Origin of the sequence: Microbacterium sp. cx-59 (genome assembly GCF_020805625.1) — a bacterium.
Taxonomy (GTDB): Bacteria; Actinomycetota; Actinomycetes; order Actinomycetales; family Microbacteriaceae; genus Microbacterium.
The window spans coordinates 295498-307632 of the sequence record NZ_JAJHGO010000007.1 but is presented as its reverse complement, the minus strand read 5'-3'; the positions used below and the strand labels follow the sequence as shown (position 1 = coordinate 307632).

The 12135-nt window shown below is 69.2% G+C and carries 11 protein-coding genes; 9 read left to right on the top strand and 2 right to left on the bottom strand.

Features of this window, described 5'->3' with window-relative positions:
* Window positions 1–84: 84 nt before the first annotated feature.
* From LMI96_RS08925 to LMI96_RS08915, 3 genes are all read left to right on the top strand, one after another.
* Window positions 85–2607 carry an ATP-dependent Clp protease ATP-binding subunit gene (locus LMI96_RS08925; RefSeq protein WP_223722261.1) on the top strand — a complete coding sequence of 841 codons (2523 nt, stop codon included), beginning with the start codon at window positions 85–87 and terminating at the stop codon, window positions 2605–2607.
* An 88-nt stretch (window positions 2608–2695) separates the two neighbouring features.
* Window positions 2696–3199 carry an amino-acid N-acetyltransferase gene (locus LMI96_RS08920; RefSeq protein ID WP_228361232.1) on the top strand — a complete coding sequence of 168 codons (504 nt, stop codon included), beginning with the start codon at window positions 2696–2698 and terminating at the stop codon, window positions 3197–3199.
* Window positions 3200–3260: 61 nt separating this feature from the next.
* Window positions 3261–3935 carry a hypothetical protein gene (locus tag LMI96_RS08915; protein ID WP_228361231.1) on the top strand — a complete coding sequence of 225 codons (675 nt, stop codon included), beginning with the start codon at window positions 3261–3263 and terminating at the stop codon, window positions 3933–3935.
* 40 nt (window positions 3936–3975) lie between these two features.
* Here LMI96_RS08915 and LMI96_RS08910 read toward each other — a convergent pair whose 3' ends face one another.
* Window positions 3976–4167: a hypothetical protein gene (locus LMI96_RS08910; RefSeq protein WP_228361230.1), complete on the bottom strand. Its 192-nt coding sequence runs from the start codon at window positions 4165–4167 to the stop codon at window positions 3976–3978.
* Window positions 4168–4290: 123 nt separating this feature from the next.
* Window positions 4291–5823: an amino acid permease gene (locus LMI96_RS08905; protein ID WP_228361229.1), complete on the bottom strand. Its 1533-nt coding sequence runs from the start codon at window positions 5821–5823 to the stop codon at window positions 4291–4293.
* Window positions 5824–6023: 200 nt separating this feature from the next.
* On the opposite strand from LMI96_RS08905, the gene LMI96_RS08900 reads away from it, so the two are divergent.
* The 6 genes from LMI96_RS08900 to LMI96_RS08875 all read left to right on the top strand — a co-directional run bounded on the left by LMI96_RS08900 (window position 6024) and on the right by LMI96_RS08875 (window position 12114).
* The gene (locus tag LMI96_RS08900; protein ID WP_228361228.1) at window positions 6024–7379 is read left to right on the top strand and encodes a glutamine synthetase family protein; all 1356 of its coding nucleotides are present in this window, start codon (window positions 6024–6026) and stop codon (window positions 7377–7379) included.
* Window positions 7360–8157 (top strand): gamma-glutamyl-gamma-aminobutyrate hydrolase family protein, encoded by a 798-nt coding sequence (locus tag LMI96_RS08895; protein ID WP_228361227.1) that lies wholly within the window; start codon window positions 7360–7362, stop codon window positions 8155–8157. The genes LMI96_RS08900 and LMI96_RS08895 overlap by 20 nt, the downstream gene beginning before the upstream one ends.
* Complete coding sequence (locus LMI96_RS08890; RefSeq protein ID WP_228361226.1) at window positions 8154–9512, top strand: aldehyde dehydrogenase; 1359 nt, start codon at window positions 8154–8156, stop codon at window positions 9510–9512. The genes LMI96_RS08895 and LMI96_RS08890 overlap by 4 nt, the downstream gene beginning before the upstream one ends.
* A gap of 82 nt (window positions 9513–9594) precedes the next feature.
* Window positions 9595–10368, top strand: a complete 774-nt coding sequence (locus LMI96_RS08885; protein WP_228361225.1) for a 3-oxoacyl-ACP reductase — start codon at window positions 9595–9597, stop codon at window positions 10366–10368.
* A gap of 211 nt (window positions 10369–10579) precedes the next feature.
* A complete protein-coding gene (locus tag LMI96_RS08880) occupies window positions 10580–11299 on the top strand; it encodes a FadR/GntR family transcriptional regulator (RefSeq protein WP_228361224.1) in 720 nt (239 codons plus the stop codon).
* 407 nt (window positions 11300–11706) lie between these two features.
* Window positions 11707–12114: a dehydrogenase gene (locus LMI96_RS08875; protein WP_223722271.1), complete on the top strand. Its 408-nt coding sequence runs from the start codon at window positions 11707–11709 to the stop codon at window positions 12112–12114.
* Window positions 12115–12135 lie beyond the last annotated feature (21 nt).

The following is a 12135-nucleotide window of genomic DNA, read 5'->3' as shown; positions in this document are numbered from 1 at the left end:
CATCCGTGGGCTGGTTAGCCTCGTTGTACTGCGCCAGACTGCGCCAATTGTGAGGCGCCAGGAGTGCCCCCGGAGGAGTGGACGATGTTCGAGAGATTCACGGACCGAGCCCGTCGTGTGGTTGTTCTCGCCCAAGAAGAGGCGAAGATGCTCAACCACAACTACATCGGTACCGAGCACATTCTGCTCGGGCTGATCCACGAGGGCGAGGGTGTCGCTGCCAAGGCCCTCGAATCCCTCGGCATCTCGCTCGACGCCGTGCGCGAGCAGGTGCAAGACATCATCGGCCAGGGTCAGCAGCAGCCGACCGGCCACATCCCCTTCACGCCGCGTGCGAAGAAGGTGCTGGAGCTGTCGTTGCGCGAAGCGCTGCAGCTCGGCCACAACTACATCGGCACCGAGCACATCCTGCTCGGCCTCATCCGCGAGGGTGAGGGCGTTGCCGCTCAGGTGCTCGTGAAGCTCGGCGCCGACCTCAACAAGGTGCGCCAGCAGGTCATCCAGCTGCTCTCGGGCTACCAGGGCAAGGAGCCGGCTGCCGTCTCCGGTGCCGCGAACGAGTCGCCGCAGGCCGCGCAGGGCGGGTCCGCCGTGCTCGACCAGTTCGGTCGCAACCTCACGCAGGCCGCGCGCGACAACAAGCTCGACCCGGTGATCGGGCGCGAGAAGGAGATCGAGCGCGTGATGCAGATCCTGTCGCGCCGCTCGAAGAACAATCCCGTCCTCATCGGTGAGCCCGGCGTCGGCAAGACCGCCGTCGTCGAGGGTCTCGCCCAGGCCATCGTCAAGGGCGATGTGCCCGAGACGCTCAAGGACAAGCAGGTCTACTCGCTCGACCTCGGCTCGCTCATCGCGGGGTCCCGCTACCGCGGTGACTTCGAGGAGCGGCTGAAGAAGGTCACGAAGGAGATCCGCACGCGCGGCGACATCATCGTCTTCATCGACGAGATCCACACCCTGGTGGGTGCGGGTGCCGCAGAGGGTGCGATCGACGCGGCCAGCATCCTGAAGCCGCTGCTCGCCCGCGGTGAGCTCCAGACCATCGGTGCCACCACGCTCGACGAGTACCGCAAACACTTCGAGAAGGATGCGGCTCTCGAGCGCCGGTTCCAGCCCATCCAGGTGGCCGAGCCGAGCCTGCCCCACGCGATCAACATCCTCAAGGGGCTGCGCGACCGCTACGAGGCCCACCACAAGGTGCAGATCACGGATGGCGCGATCGTCGCGGCCGCGAACCTCGCCGACCGCTACATCTCCGACCGCTTCCTGCCCGACAAGGCCATCGACCTGATCGACGAGGCCGGCGCCCGCCTGCGTCTGTCGATCCTCTCGAGCCCGCCGGAGCTGCGCGAGTTCGACGAGAAGATCGCCAAGGTCCGCGAGCAGAAAGAGGTCGCCTCCGAGGAGCAGGACTTCGAGAAGGCCGCGTCGCTCCGCGATGAGGAGAAGTCGCTGCTCGCCGAGCGCCTGCGCCTCGAGAAGCAGTGGAAGAGCGGCGACGTCGCGACGACCGCTGTGGTCGACGAGGGTCTGATCGCCGAGGTGCTCGCACAGGCCACCGGCATCCCGGTCTTCAAGCTGACCGAGGAGGAGACCAGCCGTCTCGTCTTCATGGAGAAGGCGCTGCACCAGCGCGTCATCGGCCAGGAAGAGGCGATCGCGGCGCTGTCGCGCACCATCCGCCGTCAGCGTGCCGGTCTCAAGGACCCGAAGCGCCCCTCGGGCTCGTTCATCTTCGCCGGCCCCACGGGTGTCGGAAAGACCGAGCTCGCCAAGGCGCTCGCCGAGTTCCTGTTCGACGATGAGGGCGCGCTGATCTCGCTCGACATGTCGGAGTTCGGTGAGAAGCACACGGTCTCGAGGCTCTTCGGTGCCCCTCCCGGGTTTGTCGGCTTCGAAGAGGGGGGCCAGCTCACCGAGAAGGTGCGGCGCAAGCCGTTCTCGGTGGTGCTGTTCGACGAGATCGAGAAGGCCCACCCCGACATCTTCAACTCGCTGCTGCAGATCCTCGAAGAGGGTCGTCTGACCGACGGTCAGGGCCGCGTCATCGACTTCAAGAACACGGTCATCATCATGACCACCAACCTCGGTTCGACGGCGATCGCCGGCGGCCCGGTCGGGTTCCAGGTCGAAGGTAACGCCCAGACGACGTACGAGCGGATGAAGGGCAAGGTCGACGAGGAGCTGAAGCGTCACTTCAAGCCCGAGTTCCTCAACCGCGTCGACGACGTCATCGTCTTCCCGCAGCTGAACAAGGACGAGCTGCGCCAGATCGTCGGGCTCTTCACGAAGCGCCTCGCCGACCGGCTGCTCGACCGCGACCTCACCATCGAGGTGTCGGATGCGGCGAAGGACCGGCTCATCGAGATCGGGTTCGACCCGACCCTCGGTGCCCGTCCGCTTCGCCGGGCGATGCAGCGCGAGGTCGAAGACCAGCTGAGTGAAGAGATCCTGCACGGTCGCCTCAACGCGGGCGATCACGTGAAGGTCGATCTGCAGGACGGCAAGTTCGTGTTCGACACCGCTCCCCGCGGGGAGAAGGTCGCCGTCGGTGTCGCCACCGCCGGTGAGATCAGCGCGACCCCCGACATCGTCGCGGGCGCCTGACCTGACGCTCAAGAAGGGGGCGGATGCTGCGGCATCCGCCCCCTTCGTCGTTCCTCGCCGCGAGGGCGGGTCGGCGTAGGGTGGGGGCGTGAGCGAATTCACCGTGCGTGCGGCGCGGACCTCGGACGTCCGTGCCATCCACCGGATGCTGGAGCCGTACGTGCAGCGCCGCATCCTGCTCGGCAAAGACATCGTCGTGCTCTACGAGGCGGTGCAGCAGTTCATCGTCGCGGAGGACTCCGACGGCACCGTGATCGGCTGCGGCGCGCTGCACGTGATGTGGGACGACCTCGGCGAGATCCGCACCCTCATCGTGTCGGATGACTGGCTGCACCGCGGCGTCGGCCGTGGCATCGTCGAAGCCCTCGAGAACGCGGCCCGCACGCTCGGACTGTCGCGCCTGTTCTGCCTGACGTTCGAAGTCGAATTCTTCACGCGGCGCGGGTTCTCCGAGATCGGCGAACACGTCGTCGACCCCGACGTGTACTCGCAACTCGTGCGCAGCCCCGACGAGGGCATCGCGGAATTCCTCGACCTCGCGCATGTCAAGCCGAACACGCTCGGCAACACGCGGATGCTGAAGAACCTCTGACTCCGCGCCCGCCCGGGCGTGCCGCATCCGCTCCACGGCGGGCGGAGCTTAGCCTGGACGCGTGAGCACTCCCGTACGACGTCGACAGTCCCCGGCCGTCTATCGCCGTCGCCGCCTCGTGCTCCTCGTCGGGGTGCTGCTCGTGATCGGCCTGGTCTGGCTGCTCGTCGCGCAGCCGTGGCGAGGAAACGCGGCCCCGATGCCCGCGACGACGCCATCCGCGTCCGCCCCTGCATCCACCCCGGACTCCGCGACCGATTCCGCCACCGACGAGCCGAACGACGGCGCGAACTCGGATGCGGTCGACCCGGGCACGGTCGACGGCGTGCCGACCTGCACCGCCCAGGACGTCACGGTCGAAGCGTTGACGGATGCGACGAGTTACGCCGCCGACCAGAACCCGCAGCTGTCGATCCGTCTGACGAACTCGTCGGCCGCGGATTGCACGATCAACGTCGGCACCACCGGGCAGTCGTTCACCATCACGAGCGGCAACGACACGTGGTGGCGCTCGACGGACTGCCAGTCGGAGCCGAGCGACACGATCGTCACGTTGACGGCCGGCCAGACCGTCACGAGCGCCGCACCCATCACCTGGGATCGCACCCGCTCATCCGTCGACACCTGCCAGGACGCGAACCGGGTGAAGGCCCCCGGTGGCGGCGCCTCGTACCACCTCGCCGTCGCGATCGGCGGAATCGCGGCGACGTCGACGGCGCAGTTCATCCTGAACTAGCGGGGCGCCCGCAACGAGCAGCGCCCTCCGAGCAGCGCCCTCAACCCGCGCGGCGTCCCTTGCTGCCGGCGCCGAAGGCGAGCACCAGGCCGTAGCCGGAGACCGCCCCGCCGATCCAGCTGAAGAAGTGCAGCCAGGACGGCGCACCGTTCAGGTCCCAGATGACGAAGCCGACGCACGCGGCGAGACCGAGGAGAGCCATGATGAGCCCGGTGATGCGGTAGGTGTTCACGCACTCACCGTAGGGGGTCGGGGTTCGCCGTGACCAGTCGAGTCCGAGCCCGGACACACGAACACGCGATCGCGCGCGAGGGGGTGCGTGCGATCGCGTGCCCGTGGTGAGGCCTCGCAGAGACTACTTCGTGCCGTCGAAGACCTCTTTCTCCATCGCGTCGTAGCCCTCGGCCTGCGGGTCACCGTGCAGTCCTCCCGACAGGGCGTATTCCTCTTCCGGCGAGAGGATGAGCCGGTTCCGGCCGTAGAGCGCGAACCCGATGAAGATCACGGCGTAGACCACGATGATCGCGTAGATCGCGGGTCGATATGCCTCGTTGACCAGCAGCCCGACGAAGACGATCGCGGCGATGATCGCGGCCGAGTAGGCCCCGAACAGCCCCCACGGGCTCTTGTACGGACGATTGGCGTTCGGGAACTTCCGGCGCAGCACGATGAACGACACCATCTGCAGGAAGTAGGCGAGCACCGCGCCCCACACGGCGATGTTGAGCACGATCGCTCCCGCCGGGCTCGCGTCACCGCCGGCGGCCTGCACGATCACGAGGGCCAGGAAGCCGAGCACCGCGCCGAAGACGAGCGCGACCCACGGGGTCTGGCTCTTCTTGCCGGTGAGCGACAGCCAGCGCGGGTAGTACCCGGCCCGCGAGAGCGAGTACATGTTGCGGCCGTAGGCGAACATGATGCCCATGAGCGAAGCCAGCAGGCCGACCAGGGCGAGGAGGGCGAGGATCGCCGCCGCCTGATCGCCGACCATCGTGCGGAACCCGTCGAGGAGCGGCTCGAGTGAGGCGCCCGTGGCCTCGGCGCCGAGCACGCCGGTGTTCAGGAACAGCACGATGAGGCCGGTGACGATCAGGGTTCCGCGTGCCCAGAGACCGGCGCGCGGGATGTCGCGGGCCGGGTTGTGCGACTCTTCGGCCGCGAGCGGGAGCTCCTCGATACCGAGGAAGAACCACATCGCGAACGGGAGGGCGAGCAGGATCGACCAGATGCCGAACGGGAGGAACGCGCTCTCGCCCGCGGCGGGGGCGATATCCCACAGCGAGTCCCAGCTGAACTGCCCGGAGAAGACCGCCATCACGCCGAAGACGACGATGATCGCGATCGAGATGATCGACACGACGATCGCGAAGACGAACGAGATGTTGGCACCCGCCGCGTTCAGCGCGATGAAGACCGCGTACAGGATCAGCCACCACACGAACGATGGCAGGCTGACGCCGGTCAGGAGCGACAGCGCCGCATCCGCGTACTGACCCGAGAAGTAGACGACCACCGCCGTCGTGGCGACGTACTCGATGGTCTCCGCGAGGCCGGTCGCGAGACCACCCCATGGGCCGAGCGCGGATCGCGCGAACGAGTACGCGCCGCCCGTGTGCGGCATGGCCGCCGCCATCTCGCCGATCGAGAAGGTGAGGCCGTAGTACATGACGACGAGGATGACGAAGGCGATCAGCATGCCGCCGAAACCGGCGAAGCCGATGCCGAAGTTCCAGCCGGAGAAGTCGCCCGAGATCACCGCCGCGACGGCGAGACCCCAGAGGCCCCAGACGCCGGCCGATCTCTTCAGGGTGCGCTTTTCGAAATACCCGGTTTCAGCTCGGGTGTAGGTCGCTCCGGCGACCCGCCGTGAATCACTGCTCTGGGACATCCATCCTCCGTGAGGCTTCGGGTGCTGCACGTGATCAGGCGCGCCGGAACGCGCGCCGTTTCGGTTGATTGTGGAGGTTATTGGCATGCTGTGTCTACCTTTGAAGATCAAATCCTCGTTACAGTGAGGTCACCCGCGTGGCACCGCCGTGCGAAAAGGTAGGTTCGCCCGACGTCGTCGGGCCGATGAGAGGACGACGGATGCCGGGCAATCTCTCCGTGACCGAACTGGACGCCGCGATCACCGCGGGCGAGATCGACACCGTCATCGTCGCCGTGCCCGATGCGCAGGGCCGCCTCGTCGGCAAGCGCGTGTCGGCACGGATGTGGCGGGACGTCGTGCTGCCCGAGGGTGCCGAGGCCTGCAACTACCTGCTGTCGGTGGACGTCGACCTGAACACGGTCGACGGCTACGCCATGTCGAGCTGGGAGACCGGGTACGGCGACATGGTGCTCGCGCCCGACCTCGACACGCTCCGCCGCATTCCCTGGCAGCCGGGCACCGCCCTCGTGATGAGCGACCTGCGCGCCGCCGACGGTCGGGATGTCGCGCCCTCGCCGCGCAGCATCCTGAATCATCAACGCGCACGCCTGGCGGAGCGCGACCTCGTCGCGTTCGCGGCCACGGAGCTCGAGTTCATCGTCTTCGACGACACCTTCCGCGAAGCCTGGCGGAAGGGTTACCGGGATCTCGCCACCTCGACCGACTACAACGTCGACTACAACCTGCTCGCCACGACCCGCATGGAGCCGCTGCTGCGCGACATCCGCAACGGGATGGACGGCGCGGGGATGTACTGCGAGGGCGTGAAGGGCGAGTGCAACTTCGGCCAGCAGGAGATCGGATTCCGGTACAACGAGGCGCTCGATACCGCCGACGACCACACGATCTACAAGAACGGGGCGAAGGAGATCGCCGACGCGCACGGGAAGTCGTTGACCTTCATGGCCAAGTTCAACGAGCGCGAGGGCAACAGCTGCCACATCCACCTGTCGGTGCGCTCGAGCGACGGCGAACCGGTCATGTCGGGCGACGGTGAGCACGGCTTCAGCCCCCTCATGGAGCACTGGATCGCGGGCGTGCTCGCCACGCTCCGGGAGTTCACCCTGCTGTACGCGCCCACGATCAACTCCTACAAGCGGTACGCGAAAGGCTCGTTCGCTCCCACCGGGGTCGCGTGGGGCATCGACAACCGCACGTGCGCCCTGCGCGTGGTCGGCCACGGTCAGGGCCTCCGCGTCGAGAACCGCGTGCCCGGCGGCGACGTGAACCCATACCTGGCGATCTCCGCGATCATCGCCGGCGGGCTGTACGGGATCGAGAACGAACTCGCCCTGCCCGACCCGATGACGGGCAACGCCTACACCTCCGGCGTCGACACCCTGCCGACCACGCTCCGCGAGGCCGCCGCGCTGTTCTCCGCGTCGACGATCGCCCGTGCCGCCTTCGGCGACGACGTGGTCGAGCATTATCTGAACCAGGCGCGCATCGAGGTGGAAGCCTTCGACGCGGCCGTAACCGACTGGGAGCGCGTGCGTGGCTTCGAACGACTCTGACCGCGTGCCCGTCGTGGGCCTGAGTACCTATCTCGAGCGGGCGAAGCAGGGCGTGTGGGACGTGCGGGCGGCGTTCCTTCCGCAGCAGTACTTCGACGCGGTGACCGCCTCGGGCGGGGCGGCGGTCCTCCTTCCGCCGCAGCCCAACCCGGAACCCTCCGCCGAAACAGTGCTCGACGGTCTCGATGGGCTGATCCTCACGGGCGGTCTCGACGTGCAACCCGAGCTCTACGGCGCTGAGCGGCATCCGCTCACCGACCCCGCGCGCGCAGACCGCGACGCCTGGGAACTGGCGCTCCTGCGCGGCGCACGTCGACGCGGCATCCCCGTCTTCGGGATCTGCCGTGGCCTGCAGCTCATCAACGTGGCCTTCGGGGGCAGCCTGCACCAGCACCTGCCCGACGACCTCGGCACCGAGCGCTACCGGATCGGCGGCGGCGTGTTCGCCGACAACACGGTGATCGTCGAGGACGGCACCCGGCTGGCCGGGCTCGTCGGCGCCGGCGAGTACGGCGTGCACAGCTACCACCACCAGGGCGTCGACCGCGTCGGCGAAGGACTCACCGTGACGGCGCGCACGGACGACGGCCTCGTGCAGGCATTCGAGCTGCCCGGCGACGAATACCTCGTGGCCGTGCAGTGGCACCCGGAAGAGAACTCGGCCGACCGGCGCCTGTTCCTCGGCCTCGTGGCGGCCGCATCCGCCCACCGTGCGGCGCGCGATGCCGCACCTGCCGCGGGGGCCACGACATCTGTACCGCGAGGAGTGGACGCATGAGCACCATCACCCTGATCGACCCGTCGACCGGGCGGGCATTCCAGGAGCTGCCCCGCGCGACCGTCGAGGAGGCGGATGCGGCGATCGCTCTGGCCGTCACCGCGCAGCGTGCGTGGGCGGCGCTCGCCCCCGGCGCACGGGCCGACGCGCTGCGCGCCTTCGCCCGGGTCGTCGAGGAGCACGTCGAGGAGCTCGCACAGCTGGAGGTCCGCAACTCCGGCCACCCGATCGGGTCGGCGCGCTGGGAAGCGGGCCACGTCGCGCAGGTGCTGAACTACTACGCGGGTGCGCCGGAGCGGCTGCTCGGGGCGCAGATCCCCGTGCCCGGCGGCATCGACCTCACGTTCCACGAGCCGTACGGTGTCGTCGGCATCATCGTGCCGTGGAACTTCCCCATGACGATCGCGTCGTGGGGCTTCGCGCCGGCGCTCGCCGCCGGAAACGCGGTCGTGCTGAAACCCGCCGAGCTCACCCCGCTCACCGCGCTGCGCCTCGGCGAACTCGCCCTCGAGGCGGGCCTTCCCGAGGGGCTCTTCCAGGTCATCGCCGGATCCGGTTCGGTCGTCGGCCAGCGGTTCGTGACGCATCCGGACGTCCGCAAGGTCGTCTTCACCGGATCGACCGAGGTCGGCGTCGACGTCGCGGCCGGATGCGCCGGGATGCTGAAACCGGTCACGCTCGAACTCGGCGGCAAGAGCGCCAACATCGTGTTCGCGGATGCGGACCTCGAAAAGGCCGCCGCGGCGACCCCGGGCTCGGTCTTCGACAACGCGGGACAGGACTGCTGCGCGCGCAGCCGCATCCTGGTGCAGCGCTCGGTGTACGACCGGTTCCTGGAACTGCTCGAGCCGGCCGTCGCCGCGTGGCGGGTGGGCGACCCCTCCCGCGACGACGTCGACATGGGCCCGCTCATCTCCGCGCGCCACCGGGACGGCGTCGCATCGTTCCTCGACGGAGCCGACGTCGCCTTCCGCGGCAGCGCGCCCGAGGGCGAGGGTTTCTGGTTCGCCCCGGCCGTCGTGCTCGCCGACCCCGCGGACCGGGTCGCCCGCGACGAGATCTTCGGCCCGATCGTGGCGGTGCTGCCGTTCGACGACGAAGCCGACGGCATCCGTCTCGCGAACGACACGATCTACGGCCTCGCCGGATCGATCTGGACCGAGAACCTCGGCCGCGCCGTGCGGGTCTCGCGCGCCGTGAAGAGCGGCGTGCTCTCGGTCAACTCGCACTCGTCGGTGCGGTACTGGACGCCCTTCGGCGGAATGAAGGCCTCCGGGCTCGGCCGCGAACTCGGCCCCGACGCCGCAGAGCACTTCACCGAGACGAAGAACGTGTTCTTCGCCACCGACGCGTGAGGCCCGTCCGCATCCGGGATCAGCACCCGGACCACCTGTGCGCGCGGGACGCACCGGAGATGTCATCGAAAGGAAACACCACATGGATCTGACGCAGCGACTGAAGGATCGTGTCGCGATCATCACGGGCGGGGCCAGCGGCATCGGCTTCGCCACGGCGCGCCGATTCGCCGCCGAAGGTGCCCACGTCGTGATCGCCGACCTCGACCCGGTGTCGGGTGCGCGGGCGGCCGAAGCGGTCGGCGGCACCTCCCGCACCGTCAACGTCGCCGACGAGGAATCCGTGGACGCGCTGTTCGACGGGATCGCGGCGGAGTTCGGGCGGATCGACATCGCGTTCAACAACGCCGGGATTTCCCCGGCCGACGACGACTCGATCGAGACGACCGAGCTGCCCGCGTGGGAACGCGTGCAGGACGTCAACCTCAAGAGCGTCTACCTCTGCTCCCGGGCGGCCCTGCGGTACATGGTTCCGGCCGGCAGCGGGTCGATCATCAACACGGCGTCCTTCGTCGCGCTGCTCGGGTCGGCGACCTCGCAGATCTCGTACACCGCCTCGAAGGGTGGCGTGCTCGCGATGACCCGCGAGCTCGGCGTGCAGTTCGCGCGCCAGGGCATCCGGGTCAACGCCCTCTGCCCTGGACCGGTGAACACACCCCTGCTGCAGGAGCTGTTCGCCAAAGACCCGGAGCGTGCCCAGCGCCGACTCGTGCACGTGCCGATGGGGCGCTTCGCCGAGCCCGACGAACTCGCCGCCGCGGTCGCGTTCCTCGCCTCCGATGACGCATCGTTCATCACCGCGACTGCATTCGTGGTCGACGGTGGCATCACGAACGCCTACGTCACCCCGCTCTGATGCCGGGCCGCGCGTCGGGGCCGTGGGGACGGAGTCCGGCGCGCGGGTCGGGGTGTTGTGCGGCGCGGGCGTCGGGGTGTTGTGTGGCGCGGGCGGGCGTTTGTGTGGCGCGCAGGGGCGGTTTCGTCGCGGGGGGTGTGCTCACCGGCGGCGTTGTCGCCGCGTGGGGTCTGCGGGCGGGCGGCGTTGTGCACGTGAGAGGCTCGAACCGATGAGCGACGAGCAGGGGCTGGACCGGGTACGCCGCGCGGTGTACCGCCCCGTCGGGCGCGCGAACGCGCTCGAGAACACCGTCTCGCGCATCGTGCAGACCATCCGGATCGGGGTTGTCGCGCCCGGCGAGGCGCTCCCGCCCGAGCGCTCGCTCGCGGAGCTGTACGGAGTGAGCCGCGACACCGTGCGCGAAGCGATCCGGGAGCTGGCCGACACCGGCTGGCTCGTGCCGCGGCGCGGACGCTACGGCGGCACGTTCGTGGCCGACCCGCCGCCCCGGCCCGAGACGCCCGCATCCGTCGATCCGACAGAACTCGACGACACCCTCGGAATGCGGCAGCTGCTCGAGCCGGGTGCGGCCCGGGCGGCTGCGCTCCGCACGATGACGGCGGACGAGCGCGACGCTCTCTGGCAGCGGCACACCGCCGCATCCGACGCCTCGCTCGATCAGTACCGCCGGCTCGATTCGCTCTTCCACCTCGCGATCGCCGAGGCCGCCGGCATCCCCTCGCTCGTGCCGCTGGTCGCCGACTCGCGCGCGCGGGTGAACACGTGGCTCGACGCCTTTCCGCTGCTGCCGCGCGCGATCGAGCACTCGCAGGAACAGCACGAGCGGATCGTGAGCGCGATCCTGGCGGGGCGGGCGGATGAGGCCGACGCCGCGATGCGCGACCACTTGGCCGCATCCGAAGCGCTGATGCGCGGCTTCCTGTCCTGACCGCTGGCGGGCTCTCCTCACCGCTCACGTGTCGCGATCGGTCGCCCCGCGGCGCCGATTGCGACACGTGAGCGGGTGGGGTGCGCGTTCACGTGTCGTGATGTGCGGGTGGGTGCGGCGGGTTGCGACACGTGAGCCCGGGTGCGGATGCGACCCGGGGAAGGGGCGCGCTTACGTGTCGTGATGTGCTGGTGGGTGCGGCGGGTTGCGACACGTGAGCCCGGGGCTCGGCGCGACTCGGAGAAGGCGGTGCGCGCTTACGTGTCGTGATGTGCGGGTGGACGCGGCGGGTTGCGACACGTGAGCCCGGGGGCGTGTGCGGCCCGGAGAAGGCGGGGGCTCGGGTGCGGCCCGGAGGAGGCGGGGGCTCGGGCGCGAGCCGGATGGGTGGCGGATACGCTGAAGGGATGGCGAAGAAGGGCAAGAAGCGCGGGGCCCCCGAGGTCGAGTTCCGGAACACGGCGCTCGTCGACGCGCTGCAGACACAGGACATGGCCGCGATCGCGTTCGCGCTCCGGCACGGGCCGACGGTCGTTCCCCTGATGCGCGCGGCTCTGCGCGACAACCCGCTCGACCAGGGCGAGGTGTGGACGTATCGCGACCCCGAGACCGGCCAGGTCGCCCTCCTGCTCTTCAGCGACGCCGCCCACAAGCCGGAGACGCTGCCACCCGCCGTCGGACTGCAGTCGCCCGAGTGGCTGCACGCCTTCCTGACGGCGTACCGCGAGGAAATCACCACGGTCTTCCTCGACATCGCCGGCCCGCATCCGGTGCAGGCGAGCCCCGCGGATCTGCTCGCGGCACTCGACGCCTGACCCGCCGGCCCGAGGCGTACT